A 23,128-nucleotide genomic window follows, 5' to 3' on the forward strand; every position below is an offset into this window, starting at 1 on the left:
CGACTTCTCTTTTCGGTATTATATGCTAAAAGGCCCCGACAGAAAATCTGTCGGGGCCTTTTGTTCGATGGTGGCAGCTAGCTTCAAAAAAAGCAAACAAGTATACCGCTACACTATCTCGCCACTAGCGCCGGCGCCGGAGCGTAACGAAGCTGAAGGGGTAGGCGTGCTTTTCGTCGGGTTCGTGCCGCTCCCGGGATTCCTCGCGCCATTCGGCCGGGTTCAGCTCCGGGAAAGTTACGTCGCCCTCGAAGGCGTGGTGCACTTCCGTCAGATACACCACATCAGCGGCGGGCAGGGCCTGGCGGTAGATTTCGCCACCCCCAATCACGAATACTTCCTCCTTATAGGTACGGGCCAGTTCCAGGGCCTGGGGCACAGCATACGCCGTTTCGCAACCCTCGGCCTGCCAATCCAGCTGGCGGGTTACCACGATGTTGGTCCGGTTGGGCAAGGGCCGCCCGATGCTCTCAAACGTACGCCGTCCCATGATAATGGGGTGGCCTTGAGTGAGCTGTTTGAAGTGCTTCAAGTCGAGGGGCAGGTGCCAGAGCAGCCGGTTCTCGCCACCGATTATGCCGTTCTCGGCCACGGCTACCACAAGTGAGGTCATAGAAAAAGAGCTGGTTGTGGGTGATATTAAATAAGCCGCCGGACCGGGGCTACGTCAGATCAGCTGGCCAAAGAAGCCGCGTTGAAGCCGCGCAGGAACTCGACTACCGGCATGCGCTTTTTGCCTTCCAGCTGCACATCCTGCAGATCCAGCAGGCCGTTGGCGGTTTGTACGCGCAGGTAGGTGCGTCCATCGGTAAACCAACGGCCGGGAGTGCTGGTATCAGGGCCGCTGGCTTCCTCGTCGTCGAGGGGTAGGGCCTTGAATACTTTCAGCGTGCGCCCATCGGGGAGTTGGGTGAAGGCCGTGGGGATGGGCGAGAGGCCCCGCACCAGGTTCGCCAGGGCCGGCGCCGACTGCTGGAAATTGAGGCGGCCGGTTTCCTTTTGCAGCTTGGGGGCCGGGCGTAGCTCGGGCAGTTCTTGTTGGGGGGTGCTGGGGGCCGTGCCGGCGGCAATGGCCTGCACGGAGCGCAAAGCCAGTTGGGCGCCGGCCACTTTCAGCTTTTCGTACAGAGAGCCGAAGTCATCTTCCGGCGCAATGTCCACAGCATCCTGGTAAATCAGGTTGCCGGTGTCAATTTCATGGCGCAGGAAAAAGCTGGTGACGCCTGTGCGCGTATCACCATGAATAAGAGCCCAGTTGATGGGCGCCGCGCCCCGGTACTGAGGCAGCAAAGAAGCATGGATGTTGATGGAGCCTAGCCGCGGCATGTTCCAGACAGCCTCAGGCAGCATCCGGAAGGCCACCACCACCTGCAGATCAGCGGCATAGCTGCGCAGCTCCTCCTGAAACTCCGGGGCCTTCAGGTTGGTGGGCTGCAGCACCGGCACCTGGTGGCGCTCGGCGGCCTGCTTCACCGCGGAAGCCTGCAGCTGCCGGCCCCGGCCCGCAGGCTTGTCGGGGGCGGTTATCACGGCTACTACCTGGCAACCATCCCAGCCAAGCAGGGCTTCGAGAGTAGGCACCGCAAATTCCGGGGTGCCCATGAAAATGATACGCAGCATGGTTGGTCAATGAGTAAGGGAGGGAATGAGTAAGTGAGTGAAGCAAGGAAGCGGCCTAAAACTACTTCGCTCATTCACTCAGTTACTTATTCACTTGAAATCGGGATAGAGTAGGTACTTCTTGCGCAGGGTCTTGTACTGGCTCAGTGCCGGCTCCCAGGACTGCCGGATTTCTTGCTCCGACTTGCCGGCTATGATCTGCTGCCGGAGGGCAGCGGTGCCCGCCAGCCGCTCGAAGCCTTTGTTGAAGAAGTTGGCCTTGTCGGTGCTTTGATGGTAGAAGTCCAGCAGGTACTTCAGCGAGAAGCCCACGTCGTTGCCGGTCTGGCGCAAATCGAGGCCGTAGCAGAGCTTGCCGTTCTGGGGTGGGGAGGTGGAGCCAGGGTTGGGGGTAGGCGTGAAGCTGAACGGACGGGTTTTGGGCTGGGTGGGGGCCCCGATTACCTCGAAGGGCATGGCCGTGCCCCGGCCCACGCTCACGTCGGTGCCCTCAAACATACAGAGGCTGGCGTACAGCGCCACCGAGTGGGTAGTGGGCAAGTTGGGAGAGGGGCGCACCGGCAGCTCGTAGCGCGTGTTGTGGGTGTAGCCCTGCATCGGAATCACCGTCAGGTGGCACTGCCGCTTGCCTTCCAGCCACTTTTCGCCGTTTATCATCTGGGCCAGCTCGCCTACCGTCAGGCCGTGCACTACCGGAATGGGGTGCATGCCCACAAAAGTTTTGAACTGCGGCTCCAGCACCGGGCCATCCACGTACCAGCCGTTCGGATTGGGCCGGTCCAGAATAATCACCTCTTTGTTTTGCTCCGCGGCCGCCTCCATTACGTAGTGCATGGTGCTGATAAACGTATAGAAGCGCGTGCCCACATCCTGAATGTCGAAAACCAACACATCCACATTGCGCAGCATCTCCGGAGTAGGCTTTTTGGTCGCCCCGTACAAGCTCAGGGCCGGCAGGCCGCTGCGGGCGTCTTTGCCATCTTTGATAGTGGCCCCGTCGGCGGCCTCGCCCCGGAAGCCGTGCTCCGGCCCGAAAATCACCCGCACGTTCACGCCCCGCGCCAGCAGCGTATCTACCAGAAACGCCCGGCCTACCTTCGCCGACTGGTTTACTACCACACCTACCCGCTTTCCTTTTAGTAAGGGCACGTACCGCTCGAACTGCTCGGCGCCCACGCGCAGGGGCTCGGCGGCCGGCAATATTACCTGGGGCGGCGAGGCCACCGTTCGGCGCAGAGGTGCGGCAGCCGTATCGGGCGCCACGGCGGGGGTAGTAGCCGTAGCGGTTTGGGGTGGCCGGGTGCAGTCGGAAAGCAGCAGGGAAAGGCTAAGCAGGCCGGTGGGAAGTAGGGAAGGCATGGGCGGGGCGCAGGAATGGAAAACTGCCGGGATTCGTCTAGCTTTACGCCAGTGAACGTCTCGCAGTATATATCGAGTAAGATTGATGGGGCCGATGCAGGTTCGTTTACCTCGTCGGTGACAAAGATAGCCATCATCAGCATTGCCATGGGACTGGCCGTGATGGTGGTGTCGTTTGCTATTCTGGAGGGTTTCCGCAACGAAATCCAGAACAAGATCTTCTCGTTCGGCTCCCACCTGCAAATCAGCAAGTACGATACCAACAACTCTCTGGAGGTGGAGCCCATCAGCGGGCCGCGCTTGGTAAAGGAGCTCCAGCACAATCCGCAGGTAGCTTCCATCCAGCCTTTTGCCCGCAAAACGGCCATTATCAAAACCAAGGAAGAAGTGCTGGGCGTGGTGCTGAAAGGCATTGATGAGAAAAGCGGCCGCTCGCCGATGCGCCAGAATATGGTGGCCGGCAACTTCCTCACGTTCTCCGACACGGCCGCCAGCAACGACGTGCTGCTCTCGCGCAAAGTAGCCGACAAGCTCCGCCTCAAGCCCGGCGACAAGGCCCTGTTCTACTTTATTCAGAACCCACCCCGGGTGCGCCAATTTACGGTGCGCGGCATTTACCAGACCGGCCTCGATGAGTTCGACGAAGCCTACGTTATCGGCGACATTCAGCAGGTGCGCGACCTGACCAGCTGGCCCGATTCGCTGGTAGGTGGTCTGGAAATCACCCTGAAGGACTTCAACCGCCTCGACCCCGTAGCTGATAACCTCTACGAGAACCTGCGTTACGACCTCAAGCTGGACAAGATTACCGACCAGTATGCCCAGCTTTTTGACTGGCTAAAGCTGCTGAACCGCAACGTGGTCATCTTCCTGGTGCTCATCATCTTTGTGGCCACCTTTAACATGGTGGCGACCATTTTCATCATGATTCTGGAGCGCACCAATATGATTGGGGTGCTGAAGGCCATTGGGGCAACGGATAACCAGATCCGGAGCATGTTCTTTTTCCGGGGCCTTAGCCTGACGGTGCGGGGCATGGTGTACGGCAACCTGATCGGGCTGGGCTTCTGCGCCATTCAGTACTTCTTCCATCCTATTCCGCTGGACCCCGAGAATTACTACATGGACCGCGTGCCGATTCACTGGGACCCCTTCATGATTGTGGTGCTGAATGCGGCCACCTTCCTGACCTCCCTGCTGGCCGTCCTGATTCCGACCTACCTTATTTCACGCATCAAGCCGGTGGTGGCCATCAAGTTCGATTAAGTAAGGGTGCAGCCCGCAGAGGGCGCCGAGTTTAGCGCAGAAGGCGCAGAGTCTGTTGAACGACTCTGCGCCTTCTGCGCTAAACTCGGCGCCCTCTGCGGGCTAATTATCAAGTAACCTTACGCCAACCATCGGCTCTGCAGTATCAGATTAGGATCGGGGCACAAGGCGGCCCACTTCTCGCGCTCCTCCAGCAGCCCTACCCCCGGAAAATCGCCGGAACGGCCTTCCAGATCGGCAATAACCTGGAAGTGTAGGTGGGGCGGCCAGTCGCCGTTTTCAGGGGCGGGGCCTACCTCTGTGAAGGTTTCGCCCTTTTCGATGCGCATGCCCGGGCGCAGCAGCAGGGTTTCGCGGCGGCTGAGGTGGCCGTAGAGGGTATAGAAAACGGTATCTTCCAGTTGATGCTGCAGAATAACGGTAGGGCCGTAGTCGCCGAAGTGGTCGTTGTCCTGCACGCTGTGCACCAGCGCGTCCAGCGGGGCCAGCACGGGTGTACCGGCGCGCAGCCATACATCCACGCCCAGGTGCAGGGAGCGCGCCGGCACGGCCGGGTCGCCGAACAAGCCGGGGCTGCGCCGGTAGATAACCCGGTTTTCGAGGTAGCCGCCTACCCCGATGTGAGCGTTTTGCGCTTCCAGTAGCTGGGCCACCAATTCCTCAAAAGCGGCTGTATCGCGCAGGTCAGCATTTTCGAGCAGGGGGTTGGCGGCTGTAAAATCGAGGCGGGCCACGTCGGGGGCGTTCAGGTCAACGGGCAGCACCGGGTTGAATTCGTGCTGATGAACTTCGAGCAGGGAAGCAAGCATGGAAAAAGGATAACAAAGCGAAAGTGTAGTCGGGGCAGTTGTAAGCCGCGCCCGCGGGCCTTATAGTGCTCAAGGCCTTGGGTAATTTCTGCGCTACGGCCCAAGCCACGGCCTGGCTCCACCAGCGCAATATTTTGTACGTAAGCTCAACGCGGCGCAAGCTACGGCGTACGCCACATTATCCTGTATTTTTGCCCCTCTTTCCCTGAATCTTCAGGTTTCTACCTCCCCCGAAGTCCCTTAGTAATGAGCAGTGCCTACCTTACCCTGAACGTCGTTGAGCTAACCCAGGAAACGCCCGACGCCGTCACCATTCACTTCGAGCATCCGGAGCGCCAGGCCGTGGCCTGCCAGCCCGGCCAGTTCCTGACGTTGATTTTACCCTGCGGCCCCGGCGGCAAGAAAGAGCGCCGGGCGTACTCGCTCAGCAGCACCCCCGCCGAGGCCCCGCGTCTGGCCGTGACGGTGAAACGCGTATCGGGCGGGCTGGTCAGCAACTACCTGCTTGATACCGTGCGGGTAGGGCAGCAGGTGGAGGTGATGGCCCCGCTCGGCAACTTCACTCTCACACCCCAACCTAACTCGGCCCGCTCTATTGTACTGGTGGGCGCGGGCTCCGGCATCACGCCCCTGATGAGCATGCTCAAAGCCGTGCTGCGCGAGGAGCCCCAGAGCCGGGTACTGCTGGTGTACGGCAACCGCAACGAGCAGTCGGTGATTTTTGCCGAGCAGCTACGCCGCCTGGAGCAGCAGTACGCCGGCCGCCTGCAGGTAGAGCACGTGTACAGCCAGCCCATCAACCCCACCTCGGGGCACCAGCATACCGGCCGCCTCAACCGCACCATGCTCCTGCGTATTCTGGAGCAGCGCCACCAATTTCCGGCGGCCCAGGCCGAGTACTACCTCTGTGGCCCCGAGGGCCTGATGACGGAAGCCTATGCTGCCCTGGAGCTGCTGGGCGTGCCGGCCAGCCGCATCCGGCGCGAGAGTTTCGTGGCTGCCGCCGATGCCTCGGAAACGGCCGCCGCCCAGCCCAGCGGGCACGGCGACGTATCGACGGCCGCCGACGACACGCCGGGCGCCTACACCGTGACCATTAACTACGAAGGCTCGGAGTACCAGGTAGCCGTTGGCCCCAACCAAACCATTCTGGAAGCGGCCCTCGACCAGGACATCGACCTGCCCTATTCCTGCCAGGCGGGCCTGTGCACGGCCTGCCGGGGCAAGTGCCTCTCGGGCAAGGTGCACCTCGATGAGCGCGAAGGCCTCTCCGACTCAGAAATAAAACAAGGCTATGTGCTGACTTGCGTAGGCCATCCGCTCACGGCCGACGTAGTAATCGAAATAGACTAGTGCTGCTGTAAGGTTGGGGCGGAAAGCAGGGGTAGGCGACGAGCCGGTGCTTTCCGCCTCAGCCTATTTTGCCTGCCCGCCGCCGAACAACCGGCCCTGGAACGCGGTTATTTATGTTCAGGTTAACCCGTAGTGATAATGTTGCTACATTGTTTGAACCTGACAGGCATGTTCGAAGTACAATCCCTTTGCAGCGTGCCTCGCGGTCTGCCTTTTTTACGTAAGTTATGACATACTCTGCCCCCGCGGCCGACCTGGCTACCGAAACCCAGCGTCCGCCCCGACAATACCTTCCTGAGTCGTTTACGGTTACGGAATGGGCTGCCATTGAACCGTACTTTATTGAGTTGCGCGACCGGGCCATTCACTCGGCTGCTGAGCTGGAGCAGTGGCTGCTGAATCGTTCGGAGCTGGAATCGGTGCTGAGCGAGGACTTGGCCTGGCGCTACATCCGCATGACCTGCGACACTCAGGACCAGGCCCAGGCCGAAGCGTTTCAGTATTTCGTGAGCGAGATTGAGCCCAACGTGGCTCCCTACGACCACGCCCTGAACGAGAAGATGATGGCCTCGGAGTTTCTGGATGAGCTGGACCCGGCCCGTTACCGCATCTTCGTGCGCTCCGTGCGCCAGGCCCTGGAAATCTACCGGGCCGAGAACATTCCGCTGAAAACCGAAATCAGCACCAAGCAGCAGCAATACGCCGCCATTGCCGGGGCCATGACGGTGACCCTGGATGGCGAAGAGTTAACCCTGCCCCGCGCCGCCGACCGCCTCAAAAGCCCCGACCGCGCGGTGCGCGAGCAGGCTTGGCGGGCTATTCAGGAGCGGCGGCTGCAGGATGCCCAGCCCCTTGATGTCCTGTACACCGAGCTGATCAGCCTGCGCCACCAGGTGGCCCAGAATGCAGGCTTCGCCAACTTCCGCGACTATATGTTCGCGGCTCTGGGGCGCTTCGATTATACCCCGCAGGATACGTTCGACTTTCACCGCGCCATTCGGGAAACCGTGGTGCCCCTGATTGATAATCTGGACCTGGAGCGCCGCCAGGACTTGGCGCTGCCGGAGCTGCGCCCCTGGGACTTGGACGTGGACGTTTCGGGCAAGGCTCCGCTGCGGCCCTTTGAAACCGGCGAGGAGCTGCTGGAGAAAACCGTTACCGTCTTCGACCGCCTCGACCCCTTCCTGGGCCAGTGTCTGCGCACCATGCGCGAAATGGGCAACCTCGATTTGGAGTCGCGAAAGGGCAAAGCTCCCGGCGGCTACAACTACCCCCTCGACGAAACTGGGGTGCCGTTCATCTTTATGAACGCCACCTCTTCCTTGCGCGACGTGGTAACCATGCTGCACGAAGGCGGCCACGCCGTGCACTCCTTCCTGACCCGCCGCCTACCCCTGAGCGCCGACAAACATCCGCCATCAGAGGTAGCGGAGCTGGCTTCCATGAGCATGGAGCTCATCAGCATGGACCACTGGAACGTGTTCTTTACGGATGAGGACGAGCTGCGCCGAGCCAAGAAAACCCACTTGGAATCGGTGCTGGAAACCTTCCCCTGGGTTGCCACTATCGACAAGTTTCAGCACTGGGTGTATGAGAATCCCGAGCACACGGTAGAAGCCCGCCACCAGCGCTGGACCCAGATTTTCGACGAGTTCAACCAGCGCACCGTGAGCTGGCAGGGGCTGGAGCATGCCAAGCCCTACCTCTGGCAGAAGCAGCTGCACCTCTACGAAGTGCCGTTCTACTACATCGAGTATGCTATGGCCCAGCTCGGGGCTATTGCCGTATGGCGCAACTTCCGCCAAGATCCGCAGGCGGCCCTGCAGGGCTACCAGCGTGCCCTGGCTCTGGGATACACCGCGCCCATTGGCGAAATCTACGCCGCCGCCGGCATCCGCTTCGATTTCAGCACGGAGTACCTGCGGACCCTCGCCGATTTTGTGCGCGACGAAATGGCTAAGCTATAGGGCTCATATAAATATGAAAGTCAACAATAGAAAAGGCCAGCTTCACGCTGGCCTTTTCTATTGTTGACTGATTAAGGAATCCGAACGGTATCCCGTGGGGGTGGAACTGGCACCGGCGTACGGGTGGTATCTCGGGGTGGGGAAGTTCGGGTAGTATCACGGGGTGGCGGCCCGGGAGGTAAAGTACGAACCGTGTCGCGAGTAGGGGGTAGGGTGGCTGGCACTGGTGGCTGGCGTGTACTATCGCGCCGCGTAACAGCGGCACCAGCGTCGTCTATGGGCTCGGGAGAAGGGTCCGCAGTTGATGAACAGGCTTGTATACTCCCCCCTGCTCCGATAAGAAAGCAGCACATAAGCATAATTCGAGGAAGCGGGTGCATTGCTTTCATAAGAATCAATGATTTGGATATATGTATAACTAATTTTTGTTGAAAATGTTGCGTTAGTAGGGGCGGTAGGTAGATATGTACTGATTGACTTACTCTTGCAGGGTAAAGAGGGGTAGGGGCCGGAGCTTGCTGTACTTACCGCCCAACTGCTCCAGCTCAGCGGTGTGCACCTGCAGGTAATTGTTGAAACGGCTGGCCGCCTGATCGTAGCGGATGCGGAAATTCACCAGCTCCGCGTCAGCCGATTGAATCTGGTTGGTGAGGGTTTTGATGGGGGCCGCGGGCTCTTGATCGGGGGGCAGGGCTACGGCATACACAACCCGGAGCAGCGAGTCCTGGGCCGTGTCATAAGCATCAATTAGCGCCGACTCAGCCATGGTTTGCTGGGTGTAGCGGCGGTGGGCCAACCGGTCGTTGGCGTATTGGAGCTGCGCCAATCGGGTGCGGTCGATGCCGGGCTGGGTAGTCAGCTCCCGGAGCAGCTGCCGGGTAGCGTGCAGCTTGGCATCGTCGGAGGTCTGCATCTCCTGCCAGCGGGCATCCACCGTGTCCTGCAGAATATCCAGCTGCACCTTCACGGCCTGTACCGAGGCGGGGTCGATGCCTTTGGGAGTACGGTTGCAGCTAAAAGTAGTAAGGGTGACCAAGGTCAGAAACAGCGAGGTGAGGCGCTTCATAAAGCAAGCAATAAGAGTAGCAGTAAGCCAACGAATATCCGGTGAAAAACGCTCATTAAACAAACAGAAACAACCCGTGTTCAGCCCTGGCTTCCGCGTGCGGCCTCACCAGGGTTTGGCCGCGCGAAAGGGAGTAGGGACGGGGTCCGCCGGCCAACGGCACACGGCGGGCATCCGTACTACCATCCGGCCGCGTACCTTTGCGCCCTGATTTCCGGAACCGGTGGAGGCCAGCTCCGGAAATCAGCTTCCTCCGCGAAACTCTGTGATACTATGACGCCCCTTGACCAAGTAGGCGAATTTGGCCTGATCCGCCGGATTCAGGAAACCGTGCAGCTGCGCCAACCCAGCACCATCCTCGGCATCGGCGACGATGCGGCTATTCTGGCTCCGCCGGCCGGACACGAAGTAGTCGTCAGCACTGATCTGCTGGTGGAAGGCGTGCACTTCGACCTCACTTTCTGTCCCCTTAAGCACCTGGGCTACAAAGCTGTAGCTGTGAACGTATCGGACGTAGCCGCCATGAATGCGCTACCCACCCAACTGGTGGTAGCCCTGAGCGTGCCTGGCCGCTTCACGGTAGAAGCCATTGAGGAGCTGTACGAGGGCATGCGCCTGGCCTGCGAGGCCTACAACGTGGACCTGGTAGGCGGCGACACCACCGCCAGCCGCTCGGGCCTGACCATCGGCATTACGGCCCTGGGGCAGGTAGCAGCCGGGGAAGCCGTGCGCCGCGGCGGGGCTGGCCCCAACGACCTCATCTGCGTAACCGGCGACCTGGGCGGCGCATTTTTGGGCCTGCAGGTGCTGGAACGCGAAAAGCAAGCCTGGCAAGCCGACCCTGAAACCCAGCCCGAGCTGAGCAAATACCCCTACGTGCTCCAGCGCCAGCTGCGCCCCGAGGCCCGTATGGACGTAATCCACGAGTTGCGCGACCTGGGCGTAACGCCCACCAGCATGATTGACGTGTCGGACGGGCTGGCCTCCGAGGTGCTCCACCTGTGTCAGGCCAGCGGCACCGGAGCCCGCATCTTCTCCGAAAACCTGCCCATTGCCAACCCTACCCTGGAAGTAGCCGAGGAGTTCAACCTCGACCCCATTATGTGCATGCTTAACGGCGGCGAGGACTACGAACTGCTCTTCACCGTCCCGCTCTCCGCTCACGATAAGCTCAAAAACCACCCCGATATCACCATCATCGGCCACATGGTGGACCGCAGCGAAGGTGCTAACCTCATTACCAAAGCCGGCCAGCCCGTGCCACTGCGCGCTCAGGGCTTCCAGCATTTCGGATAACACACCCGTCATTGCGAGCAAGAGGCGAAGCAATCCGTCCTGTACAAAGTGCTACCCCTGAAAACGTGACAAGCCCTTGCATCCACCACGGACGCAAGGGCTTGTCACTTTATCATGTGTCCGGCAAAAGGTAGGAAGGATGGCTTCGGTGCCCTCGCCATGACAAACGTTTCTGCTAATCTTCGGGGTAGGGGATGTACACGAAGTTGGTAAACTCCTCGTCCAGCACGAACAGACAGCAGTACTCGTCGGCGTCTTTATAGGTTTGCTGGAAATCCTCGATTTTATCAATGCCGATAACGTGCTGCTGCACCAGCATCTCGGCGTAGCTGGCAAAAACGTGCCACTCCAGGTTCAGCTCATCGGCATTCACTAGCAGGCCGCCCAGCGGCACCTCCTGGCGGGCAAAGATGAAGATGGGATACTTAGAAATCTCACGCTTGCGAATTTGATAGGAAGCTTCCTTCAGCGTATCAGAAACGGTAGCAAAATCCTTGGTAATGGTACCGAGGTATTTGCCGTTCAGTTCGGGGTCGTTGGTGTAGTCCATAGTTAGGTTGTACAATTGTTACCTGGCAATCGTGTGCTTGTGCCAAGCATCAGGTAAAAAATAGGTGTTAATACCTGCGTACTTTGTTTTGCCTGCAGAATGCCGCTTGATCCAATTAGCAACTTGCTTATAAAATTTTTCGAACTCCTGCAAATCGTACTCCATAGAATTAGATAATAAGTTTTTCGACCAATAAATTCTACCAAATTTATTTGTTAATAAGTTGCTTTTGCTGAATTGAATTAGTGGTGCGTTAGCCATATTAGCTATATAGTATTGATTGGTTTGCTTTATTTGAGCAAACTCAGGCTGCCAATCAAAAAAACTATTCCAGATATAGAACGTGTTAATTGGTTCAGTAGGAGCGGTTTTTACAAATAAACCTTCTTGCTCCGTAGCATATTCAATTATAAACACACAGTTAGCTATGCTGTTAAGGAAACACTCGAACGCTTTGTTGTCTAGTTCAGTAGTCGCTATTTGAAGCTGAAAACTCATAGATCTCACTTCAGCTCTAGCAGTACCACATTCTCTACATGGTGGGTGTGGGGGAACATATCTACGGGCTGCACTTTCACCACTTGGTAGGCAGCGTCGAGTAGCTCTAAGTCGCGGGCTTGGGTGGCGGGGTTGCAGCTCACGTACACGATGCGCGGGGCGCGCATTTCCAGCAGGCGGGCTACTACGTCCTCGTGCATGCCGGCGCGGGGTGGGTCGGTGATAACCACGTCGGGGCGGCCGTGTTTCTCGATGAACTCGGCGTTGAGCACGTCCTTCATGTCGCCGGCGTAGAACTCGGTGTTCGTGGTGCCATTGATTTCGGAGTTGACGTGGGCATCAGCCACGGCTTGCTCCACGTACTCCACCCCGATTACGTGCTTGGCCTGACGGGCCACGAAGTTGGCGATGGTGCCGGCCCCGGTGTAGAGGTCGTACACCAGCTCGGTGCCGGTGAGCTGGGCGAAGTCGCGGGTAATTTTGTAGAGGTTATAGGCGCCCTCCGAGTTGGTCTGATAGAACGACTTCGGCCCCACCCGGAAGCGCAGACCTTCCATTTCCTCCTCGATGTACGGCTTGCCCTTGTAGCACACCACCTCCAGGTCGTGGAAGGTTTCGTTGCCCTTGTCGTTAAGCACGTAGTTGAGGGAGGTAATCTGCGGGAACCGCTCGTAGATGTAGTCGAGCAGGGGCTCAATGGCCTGGTGTTGGCGGTAGCACTGCAGAATCACCATCAGCTCGCCGGTGCTGGCCGCCGTGCGGATAATCAGGTTGCGCAGCAGGCCCGTCTGCTTAATGATATTGCCGAAGCGCAGCTGGTTTTCCCGGGCGTAGTCGCGGATGGCCAGACGAATCTGGTTGCTGGGGTCGGGCTGCAGCCAGCAGTGGTTTACGTCGATGATCTTATCGAAGCGGGCGGGCGTATGGAAGCCCAGCACGCGCCGGTCGTACTGGGTGGTTTCGTCTTTAATCTGGTCTTCCGTCAGCCAGCCCATGAAGCTGAAGGTGTACTCCAGCTTGTTGCGGTAGTAGGTCTGGGAGGGGGAGCCCTGAATGGGCAGCACCGCCGGAATCTCCACCTTGCCAATGCGCTGCAGGGTGTCTTCTACCTGTTGCTGCTTGAAGCGGAGCTGGGTATCGTAGCCGATGTGCTGCCACTTGCAGCCCCCGCACACCCCAAAATGCTCGCAGAAAGGTGTCACGCGCAGCTCTGAGTACTTATGGAAGTGCGTGGGGACGGCCTCCAGGAAGTTCTTTTTACTACGGGTCACGCGCAGGTCCACCACGTCGCCGGGGGCTACCTGGGTCACGAAAATGACGAGGTTATCGTGGCGGACAATGCACTTGCCCTCGGCCACCATGTCCTGAATCTCAATGTTGCGGAGCGCCTCCGCCGGGATTTTTTTAGCTGCTTTACTCACGTCGGCAAAGGTAATCACGGATTCAGACGGATTCAGCGGCTTGCCTGGATTTCGTGGGGTAGGGGTGGATAGTCAGGCGGGGCAGCCGCGTTTGGGCTGCCGGAAATTGCCGTAGTTTTGCCGCCTCCCAACCAGGAGCACAAGCCTTACTTTCCCCTCATGAAAAATAAAGTTGTACTGATTACGGGCGGCACTTCCGGCATTGGCCGGGCCACCGCTCTGGCGTTCGGGCGGGCCGGGGCCCGCGTAGCCATTACTGGCCGCGACGAAGCGCGCCTGCAGGATACCGCCCGCGAGTTGGCGGGCCTGGGCGTGGAGCATCTGGCTATCCGGGCCGATGTGGGGGTAGAGGCCGACTCAGAGCGGGCTGTGCAGGAAGTGGTAGCCGCTTTCGGCCGGTTGGATATCCTGATTAACAACGCCGGCATCAGCATGCGGGCCCTGTTCCGCGACGCCGACCTGGACGTAATCCGGCGGCTGATGCAAACCAACTTCTTCGGTACGGTGTACACCACCAAGTTCGCCTTACCCCACATTACGCAGGCAAAGGGTTCCATTGTAGGTATTAGCAGCATAGCCGGTTACCGGGGCCTGCCCGGCCGCACGGGCTACTCAGCTTCCAAGTTTGCCATGCACGGTTTTCTGGAGGCCCTGCGTACCGAGCTGCTCCCCCAGGGCGTACACGTACTGCTGGCCTGCCCCGGCTTCACGGCTTCTAACATCCGCAATGTGGCTCTGGCCGCTGATGGCTCGGCCCAGGGCGAATCGCCGCGCAACGAGCAACAGATGATGAGCAGCGAAGAAGTGGCCGACCACTTAGTACAAGCCGTGCAGCAGCGCCGCCGCGACCTGGTGCTGACCGGGCAGGGCAAGCTGACCGTGTTCCTAAACAAGTGGCTGCCCGGCCTGGCTGATAAGCTGGTGCTGAATCACTTCCGCAAGGAAGAGCCAGACTTCACGCTGTAGCGCAACCCATTTAAGTAAAAAGCCCGCGCCAGAATGGCGCGGGCTTTTTACTTATTCTACCAGCAGCAAATCGGGGCGCCGGATGTAGGCGTCGCGGCCCTGCCACTGCACCCGGTACCAGATATCCTGGCGGCCGCGCACTTCAAACCGGTCGCCGGCGGCGGCGGTAGTAAGCCAGGCCGCGCCCGCGCTTGGCCCGGCCATAAGCGGGGCCCGCGGCCGGGCTACCAACCCCACCCGCGCCGGGCCAAACAGATTCAGATACAAGCCCACTACTACCAGGTAAATGGCGTAGGTAGCCCACCAGGCCCGGTCGGCGGTGCGGCGGCGCACCAGTAGCAGGGTGCCGCCTGCCACGGCCAGTACCAGCAGCCCCTGAAGCAGGCGGTAGTAGTAGCGCTGCACCGTAATGGCCAGGTTCTGCCGCCAGGTGTTGGGGTAGCCCGTCAGCCGATGCTCCTGGGCCAGCTCCACCATTTTCGCCCAGGTAGCGTGGCGCGGTTGCCAGGCCTGGGCCAGACTCAGGTAGTACAGAGCAGCCGGGTAGTGGCCCAGGCCTTCCTGCACGTAAGCCATGCGCAGCAACTGCCGCGCCGATTGCAGCCCCTCCTGGTGCCGGGTCCGGCGGTATAACGGGTAAGCCTGCTCCACATTACCCGCTTCAAACAAAGAATCGGCGTGCAGAAGCTCTGAAGTAACTTTTTGGGCCTGAGCAGCTTGAAATAAAGGTGACAGGAAAAGGAAAAAAAGAAGGACTTTTTTCAGCAAAACAGTTGCACGATTAAATTTAGGCCTCTACTTTTGTGCCACAATCAGCGAAAAACGTTCGCCGTTTGCAAAGAAAACAAATGATTCTGTAGCTCAGCTGGTAGAGCAATACACTTTTAATGTATGGGTCCTGGGTTCGAATCCCAGCGGAATCACCACAAAGCCCCGTCGGCACCTAGCCGACGGGGCTTTTTTGTATGCGCTTCTGCTAAGGCAACTATTGTCGCAGGCTATCGAAGCTTGATTATGAATTCTTTATAGACAAGCTTAAAGCGCCTGCCCCATTATTGCCCTCTGATGCTAGAGTAGCAGGTGCAGATGGCCGGTCGGAAAATAATAGGCTGGTAACTCTGTTTTAAGCTGGGCTGCTGGCAGGTCGATGGGTAGTAGAAAGTACCCAGCCAGTTGAAAACACGGGTTTTTGCTCCGTATAAATCTCCCGGGTAATCTCATATGGCCTACAAAAGCCCATCTGCGCGGGCCACGCCCTGAAACTGCCGCGCCCGGAGTTGCCCTGAACATGTAGCTCGACTTTAACACAGGGCTCGGCTTGGTCGTATGGATAGGGCATCAGTCCACGGGGCTGAATTTTTGTTCCCTTATCCTACCACTATGTTCGACAAACTTGAAACCCTCGATGACTTGCTGGAAATGCAGCTCAAAGACCTATACAGCGCCGAAAGCCAGTTGGTGAAAGCCCTGCCCAAAATGGCCAGCAAAGCCAAGGACGGCCGCCTGCGCCAAGGATTCGAAACCCACTTGCGCGAAACCGAAAAGCAGGTGGACCGGCTCGAGCAAATCGGGCAGACGCTGGGCCTGGACCTGGGAGGGCATACCTGCAAAGCCATGGAAGGGCTGATTGCCGAAGGCCAGGAAACCATGTCGGAGCGGGCTACCGATGAGGTAATGGATGCCGCCCTGATTGCCGCCGCTCAGCGCATCGAGCACTATGAAATCTCGGGCTACGGCACGGCTGCCCACTACGCCGAGCGCCTGGGGCACCAGGAAATAGCCCGGTTGCTGCAGCAAACCCTCAGCGAGGAGCAGCACACGGATACCAAGCTCAATGAGCTGGCTAAAAACTACATCAACGCCAAGGCTGAATAAGCCCGTTGCGACTACGCAGTAACCTGGAGCCCCAGGAAACGCCTGCTAAGCCGGTGTTTTCTGGGGCGTATTACTCACTTGTCTTCTGATTCATGGCCACAAAAAAACGCACTTCCACTACTTCCTGCCCCGTCCCGAAAGGTAAGCTCCTGCTCATTGGAGGCCACGAGCACAAGGGAGATGCCCCTGACGAGGATGAGCAGGCCGCCAAGAATATAAACTTCGCACCTGAGACTATTCTGCGCCGCCTGGCCGACGAGATTGGCAGTCGCGGACCGCTGATTGTAATTCCGACGGCTTCGGAAGTGCCCGAAGAAGCCGCTCAGGACTATGTGCGGGCCTTCAAGCGGTTGGATGGGCCGCCAATTGAAGTATTGAACATTAAAACCCGCCAGGATGCCAACGACGAGGACCGGCTGCGCATCCTGGATGAGGCTGGGGGCGTGCTATTTACCGGTGGCGATCAGCTGCGGCTGACGGCGTTGCTGGGCGGCACTTACCTGCAGCACCGGCTACAGGAGCGCCACACCAACGACGAGTTTATTATTGCCGGAACCAGTGCGGGCGCCACGGCCATGAGCACTCCCATGATTTACCAGGGCCGCAACGATGCCGGCATGCTAAAGGGTGAAATCCATATTACCACTGGCCTGGAATTTCTGCACGATGTAGCCGTGGACACCCACTTTGTGGCCCGGAGCCGCATCATCCGGATGGCGCAGATTCTGGCAACCAATCCGGCCTGCGTGGGCATGGGCCTGGAAGAAGATACGGCTGTGCTCGTGACGGAGGGTAGGGAGCTGGAGGTATTGGGCAGTGGCTCGGTCGTGATTCTGGATGCGCGCTCGTGCAGCACAACTAACATCCATGAAATAGCGCCCAACACTCCTTTTACGCTGCGCGGTATGGAAATTCATTTGTTGGCCTCTGGCGAGCAGTACACGCTGCCCATTCAGCCGCGCCTGTATGCCTAGCCTGCGGCTTACATAGCGCTATACCAAGGCACACAGCTGCGCGCGGCCTGATTAGGGGGGGAGTTATGTCCCCCTGATCAGGCCGTTTTCCATGGCATATTTGATCAGAGCGGCCGTGTTCTTGACCTGAGTTTTCTCGATAATGTTCTGGCGGTGAGTTTCGATGGTGCGCTTGCTGGTGAATAGCTTTTCGGCTATTTCGTTGGTAGTCAGGCCTTCGGCGATAAGCTGCAGCACCTCCCGCTCCCGGTTCGATAAGTCGCCCTGCTTTTTCATAGAGGGCTCGTCGCCGTTGCCGCCCGTCTGGTTCAATACTTTGCGCAGCATAGCAAGGCCTAACTCACTGCACAGGTAAGACCTGCCGGCGGCCACCGATTGGATGGCGAGGACAATTTCGGCCTTATCGACGCTTTTGAGTACGAAGCCACTGGCACCGGCATCCAGCACCTGCGCGATGTTGCGTTCGTGGCTCACCATCGACAAAATAAGAACCCGCACGTCCGGGAACTCCTCCCGCAGGCGGCGGGTAGTGGCCAGCCCATCCAGCACCGGCATATTCATATCCAGCACTACCACATCGGCAGGGGTAGCGGGCAGCATATCCAGCAGTTCCTGCCCATTACTGGCTACGCCTACTACCGTTAGGTCAGGCTCCGGTGCCAGTGCTGCCCGCAGGCCTTCGCGCAGAATGGTGTGGTCATCGACCAAAATAACTTGTGTCATAACGGCGCAAATTAAACCAGATGAGCAAAAGCTGCCGGCGCGGAGGCTGCCCGCCGAACCTGCTGCTAGTAGCGCCAGCGGCGGAACTGACGACCCAGGGGCCAAAGCCAGCCCGGCTACTACGCTGGCCAGTGCAAACCAGTGCTTTTACATACGCAGGTTGCCGGCTCAAGGTAAGGCCGTTCGGAGCGTATCGGTAACGCTGGCAGAGTTTTTCATTTGGATTATAGCCGGCCACCGGTGCGGCTCCGTATTAGTTACATCCGTGTTTTTTCCGGTAAAACCCGTATTAATTCTTTCCAGGATCTTCACTTGCCGGGAAAGTTTGTCCGTATAGCCAAGGGAAAATGCGTGGCGCCTGTCGCTGCGCTGTTTTCTGGCGAAAGACGGTCAGACTCCTGATCTGCTTTTTCTTACTTCTGACTACATTCTATGTTTAAAGCACGCACATCCTGGCTGGCCGCTATCCTGATTGGCGCCGGCCTCAGCCTGACGGGCTGCAACGGCGATAAAGGCCGTGATGCCAACACCGAAGCCAGCACGGAAGCCAGTGGCGACGTGGACAGCAACGGCAGCGCCGATATCAACGGTTACCCCGACGCTACCTCCGATTCGCTGACGGCCGGCACCCAGGCTGGTGAAAACAACGCCCAGTCGCGGCCCGATGAAACCAAAGGGGCCGGCTCGCCCGAAACCACGGTTCCGGTGGGTACCACCAGCGGCAGCGCGGGCACTACCTCTGGTTCCGGGGGCAGTACGGGCTCCACTACCGGTGGCCAGTAACTGGCTGCCAACCATTCAACCAGCACTTTTCTTTTCCCAACCATCCACTCTTTCTGCGCTATGAAAAAAGTAACTGTTTTCCTCGGCACCGCCCTTATGGCCGCCTTTGTTGCTACGGCTGGCATTGAAGCAACCTCGACCGCCAACACTATTGACCAGGGTACCACTAGTGGCACGGGCGGTGGCAGCACCAGCGGCACTACCACAAGCGGCAGCACCTCAGGTAGCACCAGTGGCTCTATGACCTCAGGAGGCACCACCAGCGGTTCTACCTCAGGCACCATGACCTCGGGCAGCACAACCGGCACCATGACGTCGGGCGGCTCTACTTCAGGCTCCATGACCTCGGGCAGCATGTCGGGCTCCGGCTCTACCTCCGGCACCATGACGTCGGGCTCCACTACCTCGGCTTCCGGCCGTTCTACTTCGGGCTCCGGCCGCATGACCAACAAGAAAAAGTCGTCCTCTACCCGCACCACTTCCGGTTCGGGCCGTACTACCAGCGGCGGCACCACCTCGGGTAGCACCAGCGGCAGCACTACCCGCTAAGCAGCCTGAGCGTTAGTTATTTCCGAGCCTGATAGGAGGCCTGAAGCCCTGGCCCTGTGCTGGAGGTAGTTTTTCAGGCCCCTATCAGGCTCGGTATGATTATGCTGGGGAGCGCCGTGGTGCTCCGCCAGTTCATCGTAATTCTTTGACCCTTTCCTTCCTCTGTCCGGATACGGCATGCCAGCTTTGTACTCGGTGTTGCGGCGCCCCTTTGAAGTAGATTTGCGTGCCCTGGCCCTATTGCGGGCCGCAGTAGCCTGTGTTCTGCTCCTGGATATCGGTATCCGAAGCACTGATCTGGAGGCCCACTATGCCAACATGGGCGTGCTGCCGCTGCCCGTGCTGCTCCAGTACAACTGGACGCCCTACCAGTTTTCTCTGCATGCCAGCAGTGGCCTCTGGCAGGTGCAGGCCGTATTATTTTGTCTGGCCGCCGCCGCCGCCATAGCGCTGCTTCTAGGCTACCGGACCCGGCTGATGACCTTGGTTTCCTGGGTACTGCTGGTGTCGGTGCAAAACCGGAACCCGCTGATTCTGCAGGGTGGCGACGACCTACTCCGGATGCTCTTGTTCTGGGGCTTTTTCCTGCCCTGGGGCCGGGTGTACTCCCTGGATTCCCGCCGCAAGCCCCTGCCCGAAACCATGGTGTACGCCAGTGCTGCCACGCTGGCGTATGTGGTGCAGCTGGCGCTGGTGTACTGGTGCACGGCCCTGCTCAAGAACAGCCCCGAGTGGCGCGAGCAGGGCACCGCCCTGTACTATGCCCTGAGCCTCGACCAGGTGCTGATGCCCGGCGGCCGGCTGCTGTACCCGCATCCGAACCTGATGCGGGTGCTGACCTGGGTTACCTTCTATACTGAGCTACTGCTGCCCTTCGTGCTGTTCATTCCGTGGCGGGTGCCGGTGTGGCGCCTGCTGTTTGTGGGGGTGATGTACGGGTTTCATCTAGGCATAAGCCTGACCTTATTCGTGGGGCTGTTTTTCCTGATCAACATGGCCTCCGTGCTGGGTCTGCTGCCCGGCAATGCCATGGATTGGCTGGAGCGGCGGCTGGTGCCTGCCTACCAGCGCCTCGGCCCCCGAGTAGCGGTGCGCCTGCGCCAGCCCTGGGGTGGGCGCCTGGCGGGGCTGGGCAGTGCCGTAAGGCTGCGCATAGAAACGTCTGTCGAGCTTTCGGCCGGCGCCCGTACGCTGCTCCGCTCCACCCGCGAAGGATTGGTGCTGGGGCTGCTGGCCTACGTGTGCTGGTGGAACCTCGACAGCATAGTGCGCCCCGAGTGGGCCATGCGACCCTCCATGCGGTGGCTGGGGTACCTGATTCGGACCGACCAGCACTGGGGAATGTTTGCTCCCTCCGTGTTCAAGGATGACGGCTGGTACATTCTGGATGGGACTACCACCACCGGCCAGCACGTGGACCTGAATCAGCAGGGCCGACCCACCACCTACCGCAAGCCAGCCTCTGTGGTGTCCCTGTTCCGCAACGACCGGTGGCGCAAGTACTCCGAGAATTATCTGTTCGTGGATAACTCCTATATGCGGCCCTACTACTGTAACTACCTGCTGCGCATCTGGCACGAAGACCCCACGCATCCGCCGCTGCGTCAGCTAGAGGTTATTTATATGAAGGAAGTGTCGTTGCCTGATTACAAAGTGGCGGGGCCTACCCGCGAGGTGCTGTGCGGCTGCGCGCCGGCCGCTTCCCCGGCTTCCCAATGAGGGTGCTTGCCTTGCAGCTCTGATTTGTCTCACCCTTAATTTCTCTCCCGCTCATGACGGAATCATCAGAAGAAAAAACCACTGTAAACCGCGCCAGCACACCGGCCCTGTTCCCGGTAGTACCCGGCATCTGGGGGCGGCGTGACGTATTCACCAACCTCTACTACGTGCGGGCTCAGGAGCAGCCTACCACTTCCTGGGTGTTGGTAGATGCCGGCCTGCCCGGCTCGGGCACCAAGGCCCAGCACGCCGCCGAATACCTGTTCGGGGCCGGCAACCCACCCGCGGCCATCCTGCTCACCCACGGGCACTTCGACCACGTAGGGGCCTTGCCCCACCTGCTCAAGCTCTGGCCCAATGTAACCGTGTACGCCCACTCGCTGGAGCTGCCTTACCTCACCGGCCTTTCTGCCTACCCCCCGCCCGACCCCACGGTGGGCGGCGGAGCCATGGCGGCCATGTCGTTTCTGTACCCGAAAGCGCCCCTGAACCTGGGCAGCCGGGTGCAGCCCCTGCCTGCCGACGGCACGGTACCCCACCTGCCGGGCTGGCGCTGGCTATTTACCCCGGGCCATACACCTGGTCACGTATCCTTTTACCGTGAGCAGGACCGCCTGCTGCTGGCCGGCGATGCCTTCGTGACAACCAAGCAGGAATCGGCTATTGCCGTGTGGCAGCAGCGGCAGGAGGTAAACGGTCCGCCCGCTTACTTCACCCCCGACTGGCCCGCAGCGCACCAGTCAGTAACCATGCTAGCCGAGCTACAGCCCATGATAGCCGCCACGGGCCATGGGATTCCGATGCAGGGCGAGGTGCTGCAGCGCGAGCTGAGCCGCCTGGCCCAGGAGTTTGAAGAGCTGGCCGTGCCCGCCCAGGGCCGCTACGTAGGTCGCCCGGCCACCGCCGATGCTACCGGCGTGGTGTACCTACCGCCAGCCCCCGAGCGCCAGGTACCGCTGTGGGCTATAGGGGCCGGGGTAGCCCTGCTAGGGGGGCTGTACTGGCTGCGGGCCCGCCGCTCCGTCCCTCCCGAAACCGCGTACGAGGCCTCTCCCCGGGCGTACCGCCGCCCCGAGGCCCGGTAACTCGTTTGGTGGGTGAGCCGGAACGCAGAACCCTCTTGCGAGGGTAGGCCGCGCTATTCCGGTGCTCACCCGCCGCCACCTGATTTCATCTGCCAGCAGCCCCGCTCTCCGCCGCCTTCCCGCGGGGTAGGGCGGGGCTATACAGGTTATACGTTCCCCACCCATGACTTTCTCCCTGCTTCGTGATGTAACCAACGTGCGCCGACAGCTGATGGCGTTGCGACACCTGTGTTTACGGCGGCACTCCATTTCGGAGCTGACCGGGCGCGTCCGTCGGCTGCTTACCGACCACCCCGTGCGGTGCCTGGAGCTTCCGGCCGGAATCCTGTTGTATCGGGGGGTAGTGCGCCAGGAGCCGCCCGTGTACTGGTCGGAGGTTTCCTACCCGCCGGCCGAGCGGGTGCAGTATGACCAGCGGGCCAACCGGGCGGGACAGCCCATGTTTTATGCCAGTGCCACCTGGCACCCGCCTTTTTTCGAGGCAGGCGTGCAGCCCGATGACCTGATTGTTATCAGCCGCTGGATCAGTCGGCAGCCCCTGCGGCTGGTGAGCTTCCACGAGCCCGACCAGTGCGCCGACGACCCGCACTCCGACCGGAACCAGGTGCTGGGGCAGGCCCGTGCGTCCCTGCCCGAACCAGCCCGCCTAGTAGCGGCTTTCCTGACGCGCGTGTTTACCAAGCCGGTTTCAGAGCACAACAGCCACCACTACCGGCTTTCAGTGGCCGTAGCGGAGGCCTGTGAATTGGGAACTGCCTTTGATGGGCTGCTGTATCCGTCGGCGGCCATGACCTCGCCGGCCCACAACCTGGCCCTGCACCCCAGCTGCCTGGATACGGGAAAGCTGACGCTGCAGTACGTGGAGCATTTGCGGGTGAATCAGGTTGGGGTCGAAACCCTGGATGTCTGCTCCCTCGACTTTGCCAACCGTTTTGATGAGGCTGGCCGCCTGCTCTGGCTGGGCCAGCTCGGAAACTGGGTTCTACGCGAAGCCGGCCGCAGTTCCATCTACTACCTGGGGGGCAACGGGGAGTGGAATCCTGCTGAGTAATCTGCAGAACAAGGTAGGCGCCTGACTCAAGGATGAACCAGGCTGTCAGATGATTAGAACAATAGGTAAATGCTAATATTTTTTTATCTATTTCTACGTATTAATACGTGTTTACTTGAAACAAACACGTATTTTGATTGAATAGGAGGGTAATTTCTGGGGTAGTGGCGTACAACGGGGCGTGTTTCACTCTGTTAC

At 59.6% G+C, this 23,128-nt stretch carries 22 protein-coding genes and 1 tRNA gene; 13 read left to right on the forward strand and 10 right to left on the reverse strand.

Translation table 11 applies throughout. The features are described from left to right. Positions 1–124 precede the first annotated feature (124 nt). The 3 genes from FGZ14_RS02180 to FGZ14_RS02190 form a co-directional block, all read right to left on the reverse strand. Complete coding sequence (locus FGZ14_RS02180) at positions 125–613, reverse strand: dihydrofolate reductase (RefSeq protein ID WP_139920752.1); 489 nt, start codon at positions 611–613, stop codon at positions 125–127. 59 nt (positions 614–672) lie between these two features. Beyond that, positions 673–1,620, reverse strand: coding sequence for a methionyl-tRNA formyltransferase (fmt, locus tag FGZ14_RS02185; RefSeq protein WP_139920754.1), 948 nt, complete (start codon positions 1,618–1,620; stop codon positions 673–675). A 90-nt stretch (positions 1,621–1,710) separates the two neighbouring features. Then, a complete protein-coding gene (locus FGZ14_RS02190; RefSeq protein WP_139920755.1) occupies positions 1,711–2,979 on the reverse strand; it encodes an exo-beta-N-acetylmuramidase NamZ domain-containing protein in 1,269 nt (422 codons plus the stop codon). A 51-nt stretch (positions 2,980–3,030) separates the two neighbouring features. On the opposite strand from FGZ14_RS02190, the gene FGZ14_RS02195 reads away from it, so the two are divergent. Continuing rightward, a complete protein-coding gene (locus FGZ14_RS02195) occupies positions 3,031–4,245 on the forward strand; it encodes an FtsX-like permease family protein (protein WP_257883320.1) in 1,215 nt (404 codons plus the stop codon). 119 nt (positions 4,246–4,364) lie between these two features. Here FGZ14_RS02195 and FGZ14_RS02200 read toward each other — a convergent pair whose 3' ends face one another. After that, the gene (locus FGZ14_RS02200; RefSeq protein ID WP_139920759.1) at positions 4,365–5,054 is read right to left on the reverse strand and encodes a peptidoglycan DD-metalloendopeptidase family protein; all 690 of its coding nucleotides are present in this window, start codon (positions 5,052–5,054) and stop codon (positions 4,365–4,367) included. A gap of 246 nt (positions 5,055–5,300) precedes the next feature. On the opposite strand from FGZ14_RS02200, the gene FGZ14_RS02205 reads away from it, so the two are divergent. Both FGZ14_RS02205 and FGZ14_RS02210 read left to right on the forward strand, forming a co-directional pair. Beyond that, a complete protein-coding gene (locus FGZ14_RS02205) occupies positions 5,301–6,407 on the forward strand; it encodes a ferredoxin--NADP reductase (protein ID WP_139920761.1) in 1,107 nt (368 codons plus the stop codon). A gap of 227 nt (positions 6,408–6,634) precedes the next feature. Continuing rightward, a complete protein-coding gene (locus FGZ14_RS02210; RefSeq protein WP_139920763.1) occupies positions 6,635–8,374 on the forward strand; it encodes a M3 family oligoendopeptidase in 1,740 nt (579 codons plus the stop codon). Between the two features lie 478 nt (positions 8,375–8,852). Here FGZ14_RS02210 and FGZ14_RS02215 read toward each other — a convergent pair whose 3' ends face one another. Continuing rightward, positions 8,853–9,440: a hypothetical protein gene (locus tag FGZ14_RS02215; RefSeq protein ID WP_139920765.1), complete on the reverse strand. Its 588-nt coding sequence runs from the start codon at positions 9,438–9,440 to the stop codon at positions 8,853–8,855. 273 nt (positions 9,441–9,713) lie between these two features. Here FGZ14_RS02215 and thiL point away from each other — a divergent pair, with 273 nt between their 5' ends. Beyond that, the gene (gene thiL, locus FGZ14_RS02220) at positions 9,714–10,736 is read left to right on the forward strand and encodes a thiamine-phosphate kinase (protein ID WP_139920767.1); all 1,023 of its coding nucleotides are present in this window, start codon (positions 9,714–9,716) and stop codon (positions 10,734–10,736) included. 175 nt (positions 10,737–10,911) lie between these two features. Here the strand turns inward: thiL and FGZ14_RS02225 are convergent, their stop codons facing one another. From FGZ14_RS02225 to rlmD, 3 genes are all read right to left on the reverse strand, one after another. Then, positions 10,912–11,286, reverse strand: coding sequence for a hypothetical protein (locus FGZ14_RS02225; protein WP_139920769.1), 375 nt, complete (start codon positions 11,284–11,286; stop codon positions 10,912–10,914). A gap of 18 nt (positions 11,287–11,304) precedes the next feature. Further along, entirely contained in the window at positions 11,305–11,703 is a 399-nt protein-coding gene (locus FGZ14_RS02230) for a hypothetical protein (RefSeq protein ID WP_139920771.1), read from the reverse strand. 86 nt (positions 11,704–11,789) lie between these two features. Then, on the reverse strand, positions 11,790–13,145 hold the full coding sequence (gene rlmD, locus FGZ14_RS02235) for a 23S rRNA (uracil(1939)-C(5))-methyltransferase RlmD (RefSeq protein ID WP_139925987.1): 1,356 nt from the start codon (positions 13,143–13,145) through the stop codon (positions 11,790–11,792). A 219-nt stretch (positions 13,146–13,364) separates the two neighbouring features. On the opposite strand from rlmD, the gene FGZ14_RS02240 reads away from it, so the two are divergent. Beyond that, positions 13,365–14,171 carry an SDR family oxidoreductase gene (locus FGZ14_RS02240; RefSeq protein ID WP_139920773.1) on the forward strand — a complete coding sequence of 269 codons (807 nt, stop codon included), beginning with the start codon at positions 13,365–13,367 and terminating at the stop codon, positions 14,169–14,171. Between the two features lie 51 nt (positions 14,172–14,222). On the opposite strand, the gene FGZ14_RS02245 is transcribed toward FGZ14_RS02240, so the two are convergent. Continuing rightward, a complete protein-coding gene (locus FGZ14_RS02245) occupies positions 14,223–14,822 on the reverse strand; it encodes a hypothetical protein (protein ID WP_139920776.1) in 600 nt (199 codons plus the stop codon). A gap of 199 nt (positions 14,823–15,021) precedes the next feature. Here FGZ14_RS02245 and FGZ14_RS02250 point away from each other — a divergent pair. The 3 genes from FGZ14_RS02250 (at position 15,022) to FGZ14_RS02260 (ending at position 17,020) form a co-directional block, all read left to right on the forward strand. Then, positions 15,022–15,097 (forward strand) — tRNA-Lys (locus tag FGZ14_RS02250). Positions 15,098–15,551: 454 nt separating this feature from the next. Then, on the forward strand, positions 15,552–16,046 hold the full coding sequence (locus FGZ14_RS02255) for a ferritin-like domain-containing protein (protein ID WP_139920778.1): 495 nt from the start codon (positions 15,552–15,554) through the stop codon (positions 16,044–16,046). A 92-nt stretch (positions 16,047–16,138) separates the two neighbouring features. Then, positions 16,139–17,020, forward strand: a complete 882-nt coding sequence (locus FGZ14_RS02260) for a cyanophycinase (protein ID WP_139920780.1) — start codon at positions 16,139–16,141, stop codon at positions 17,018–17,020. Positions 17,021–17,083: 63 nt separating this feature from the next. Here the strand turns inward: FGZ14_RS02260 and FGZ14_RS02265 are convergent, their stop codons facing one another. After that, positions 17,084–17,743, reverse strand: a complete 660-nt coding sequence (locus FGZ14_RS02265) for a response regulator transcription factor (protein WP_139920782.1) — start codon at positions 17,741–17,743, stop codon at positions 17,084–17,086. Between the two features lie 432 nt (positions 17,744–18,175). On the opposite strand from FGZ14_RS02265, the gene FGZ14_RS02270 reads away from it, so the two are divergent. The 5 genes from FGZ14_RS02270 to FGZ14_RS02290 all read left to right on the forward strand — a co-directional run bounded on the left by FGZ14_RS02270 (position 18,176) and on the right by FGZ14_RS02290 (position 22,930). Then, positions 18,176–18,526, forward strand: a complete 351-nt coding sequence (locus FGZ14_RS02270; RefSeq protein ID WP_139920784.1) for a hypothetical protein — start codon at positions 18,176–18,178, stop codon at positions 18,524–18,526. Positions 18,527–18,586: 60 nt separating this feature from the next. Then, positions 18,587–19,075, forward strand: a complete 489-nt coding sequence (locus tag FGZ14_RS02275; protein WP_139920786.1) for a hypothetical protein — start codon at positions 18,587–18,589, stop codon at positions 19,073–19,075. 177 nt (positions 19,076–19,252) lie between these two features. Continuing rightward, positions 19,253–20,794 carry an HTTM domain-containing protein gene (locus FGZ14_RS02280; protein ID WP_139920788.1) on the forward strand — a complete coding sequence of 514 codons (1,542 nt, stop codon included), beginning with the start codon at positions 19,253–19,255 and terminating at the stop codon, positions 20,792–20,794. Positions 20,795–20,847: 53 nt separating this feature from the next. Beyond that, positions 20,848–21,879, forward strand: a complete 1,032-nt coding sequence (locus tag FGZ14_RS02285) for an MBL fold metallo-hydrolase (protein WP_139920790.1) — start codon at positions 20,848–20,850, stop codon at positions 21,877–21,879. Between the two features lie 163 nt (positions 21,880–22,042). Then, on the forward strand, positions 22,043–22,930 hold the full coding sequence (locus FGZ14_RS02290) for an RES domain-containing protein (RefSeq protein ID WP_139920792.1): 888 nt from the start codon (positions 22,043–22,045) through the stop codon (positions 22,928–22,930). Positions 22,931–23,128: the final 198 nt, after the last annotated feature.

The sequence above is a fragment of the Hymenobacter sp. DG01 genome, assembly GCF_006352025.1.
GTDB lineage: Bacteria > Bacteroidota > Bacteroidia > Cytophagales > Hymenobacteraceae > Hymenobacter.

Coding starts and splice junctions, on each gene's coding strand:
- rlmD (WP_139925987.1), bottom strand. CDS start 13,145: ATGGTGGCCGAGGGCAAGTGCATTGTCCGCCACGATAACCTCGTCATT.
- FGZ14_RS02290 (WP_139920792.1), top strand. CDS start 22,043: ATGACTTTCTCCCTGCTTCGTGATGTAACCAACGTGCGCCGACAGCTG.
- FGZ14_RS02210 (WP_139920763.1), top strand. CDS start 6,635: ATGACATACTCTGCCCCCGCGGCCGACCTGGCTACCGAAACCCAGCGT.
- FGZ14_RS02200 (WP_139920759.1), bottom strand. CDS start 5,054: ATGCTTGCTTCCCTGCTCGAAGTTCATCAGCACGAATTCAACCCGGTG.
- FGZ14_RS02180 (WP_139920752.1), bottom strand. CDS start 613: ATGACCTCACTTGTGGTAGCCGTGGCCGAGAACGGCATAATCGGTGGC.
- FGZ14_RS02265 (WP_139920782.1), bottom strand. CDS start 17,743: ATGACACAAGTTATTTTGGTCGATGACCACACCATTCTGCGCGAAGGC.
- FGZ14_RS02275 (WP_139920786.1), top strand. CDS start 18,587: ATGAAAAAAGTAACTGTTTTCCTCGGCACCGCCCTTATGGCCGCCTTT.
- FGZ14_RS02190 (WP_139920755.1), bottom strand. CDS start 2,979: ATGCCTTCCCTACTTCCCACCGGCCTGCTTAGCCTTTCCCTGCTGCTT.
- FGZ14_RS02225 (WP_139920769.1), bottom strand. CDS start 11,286: ATGGACTACACCAACGACCCCGAACTGAACGGCAAATACCTCGGTACC.
- FGZ14_RS02240 (WP_139920773.1), top strand. CDS start 13,365: ATGAAAAATAAAGTTGTACTGATTACGGGCGGCACTTCCGGCATTGGC.
- FGZ14_RS02260 (WP_139920780.1), top strand. CDS start 16,139: ATGGCCACAAAAAAACGCACTTCCACTACTTCCTGCCCCGTCCCGAAA.
- FGZ14_RS02255 (WP_139920778.1), top strand. CDS start 15,552: ATGTTCGACAAACTTGAAACCCTCGATGACTTGCTGGAAATGCAGCTC.
- FGZ14_RS02205 (WP_139920761.1), top strand. CDS start 5,301: ATGAGCAGTGCCTACCTTACCCTGAACGTCGTTGAGCTAACCCAGGAA.
- fmt (WP_139920754.1), bottom strand. CDS start 1,620: ATGCTGCGTATCATTTTCATGGGCACCCCGGAATTTGCGGTGCCTACT.
- FGZ14_RS02285 (WP_139920790.1), top strand. CDS start 20,848: ATGACGGAATCATCAGAAGAAAAAACCACTGTAAACCGCGCCAGCACA.
- FGZ14_RS02270 (WP_139920784.1), top strand. CDS start 18,176: ATGTTTAAAGCACGCACATCCTGGCTGGCCGCTATCCTGATTGGCGCC.
- FGZ14_RS02280 (WP_139920788.1), top strand. CDS start 19,253: ATGCCAGCTTTGTACTCGGTGTTGCGGCGCCCCTTTGAAGTAGATTTG.
- FGZ14_RS02215 (WP_139920765.1), bottom strand. CDS start 9,440: ATGAAGCGCCTCACCTCGCTGTTTCTGACCTTGGTCACCCTTACTACT.
- thiL (WP_139920767.1), top strand. CDS start 9,714: ATGACGCCCCTTGACCAAGTAGGCGAATTTGGCCTGATCCGCCGGATT.